Source organism: Dietzia sp. DQ11-44 (genome assembly GCF_014145205.1).
GTDB lineage: Bacteria > Actinomycetota > Actinomycetes > Mycobacteriales > Mycobacteriaceae > Dietzia > Dietzia natronolimnaea.
This window is the reverse complement of sequence record NZ_JAALEC010000639.1, coordinates 1-1,739: the sequence shown is the minus strand read 5'-3', so window position 1 is coordinate 1,739 and position 1,739 is coordinate 1. Positions and strand designations below refer to the sequence as shown.

Sequence of the window (1,739 nt, the reverse complement as noted above, 5' to 3'; positions counted from 1 at the left end):
TAGGATGGGGTCCCACCCCCACTAGGAGGTCCACCCGGTGAACGACCACACCGACGCCACCGACGAGTCCGATTCCGACACCGGGGGCAACGGTCTCCGGCTGCCCGGACGAGCGGACGTCACCAGTGCGATCGGGCGGCTGGTCTGGCGCCGGCGCAACGCCCGCGACCAGCGCGTCGCCGGCGAGGCCTCGGCCAGGAACGCGGTCAAGCTCGAGCCCGGCGCCGAGCCCGGTCCCCCGCTGGCCGACGCCACGACCACCGAGGACCACGACGACCACGCCGACACGCGGTTCGTCCCCGACCCGCAGGCCGCGGCGTTCTTCGACGTGGACAACACCCTGATCCAGGGCGCCTCGATCATCCTGCTGGCGCGCGGGCTGGCCAAGCACAAGTTCTTCACGGCGCAGGACGTGGCGTCGATGGCGTGGTCGCAGGTCAAGTTCCGGGTCTCCGGCAAGGAGAACGCCGACGACGTGGCCGCGGGCCGAGACAAGGCGCTGAGCTTCGTCAAGGGCCACACCGTCGCCGAGCTGACCGCGTTGAGCGAGGAGGTCGTGGACACCTCGATGCTCGACCGCGTCTGGCCGGGCACGCGCTCGCTGGTGCAGATGCACCTCGACGCCGGCCAGCAGGTGTGGCTGGTCACCGCCACGCCGGTCATGCTCGCGCGGGTGATCGCGTCGCGGCTCGGGCTCTCGGGTGCGCTCGGCACCGTGGCCGAGGAGGAGGACGGGGTGTACACCGGCCGGCTGGTGGGCGACATCCTGCACGGGCCCGGCAAGGCGCACGCCATCTCCAACCTCGCCGAGGCCGAGGGTTTCGATCTGTCCAAGTGCTACGCGTACTCGGACAGCTTCAACGACATGCCGATGCTCACGATGGTCGGCAACCCGGTCGCGATCAACCCGGACGGGCGGCTGCGCAAGTACGCCTCGGAGAACGGCTGGGACATCAAGGACTTCCGCACGGTGCGCAAGGCCGCCAAGCAGGCGGTCCCGGGCGTGCTCGCGGTGGGCGGGCTCGCCGGAGCCCGGGCGGCCGTGAAGTCCTCGTACGGCGCGCGGACGATCGGCCAGATCCGACGGATGTTCTGAGACGACTCGCGGCCGGGCCCCGAGCGGCCCGGGCGGATCAGCCGAAGAAGACGCTCCCACGGCGAGCGAGGTTCCGGAACAGGGTGTTCTGGATGGTCTCGCGGACCTGGTCGGTGATCTCGAAGACGATCATCGGGTCGTCGCCGGCGTCCGGGCCGAGGTGGGAGGTCTCGATGGGCTCGCCGAACTCGATGGTCCACTTGGTGGGCAGCGGGATGCCGCCCAGGCCGCCGAGCAGGGGGAACGTCGGCGTGATGGGCAGGTACGGGACACCCAGCAGCCGCGCCAGCGGGGAGAACTCGCCGATCTTGGGGTAGATCTCCTCCGAGCCCACCACCGAGCACGGGATGATCGGCGCGCCGGCGTCCAGCGCGGTGGACACGAACCCACCGCGGCCGAAGCGTTGCAGCCGGTAGCGGTCCGAGAACGGCTTGCCCAGTCCCTTGTAGCCCTCGGGCCACACCGCCACCACGTGTCCGCTCTCGAGCAGGCGTTCGGCGTCGGCAGCGCAGGCCAGCGTCGCCCCGGCCCGTCGCGCCAGCGGTGCGGAGACCGGCAGCGTCATCGCCAGGTCGGCGGCCAGCAGCCGCAGGGCGCGGCCCGAGTGGTCGTGGACGGCCACCGTGGTCATCATCGCGTCCAA

Annotated in this window: 2 protein-coding genes; one reads left to right on the top strand and one right to left on the bottom strand. The window is 71.3% G+C overall.

Annotated elements, in window-relative coordinates:
• The first annotated feature begins 37 nt into the window (after nt 1-37).
• Complete coding sequence (locus G6018_RS14780) at nt 38-1,096, top strand: HAD-IB family hydrolase (RefSeq protein WP_182640025.1); 1,059 nt, start codon at nt 38-40, stop codon at nt 1,094-1,096.
• A 37-nt stretch (nt 1,097-1,133) separates the two neighbouring features.
• Here the strand turns inward: G6018_RS14780 and G6018_RS14775 are convergent.
• Nucleotides 1,134-1,739 (bottom strand): 1-acyl-sn-glycerol-3-phosphate acyltransferase (locus G6018_RS14775; protein ID WP_182640024.1); only part of this gene is annotated, 606 nt, incomplete at its 5' end.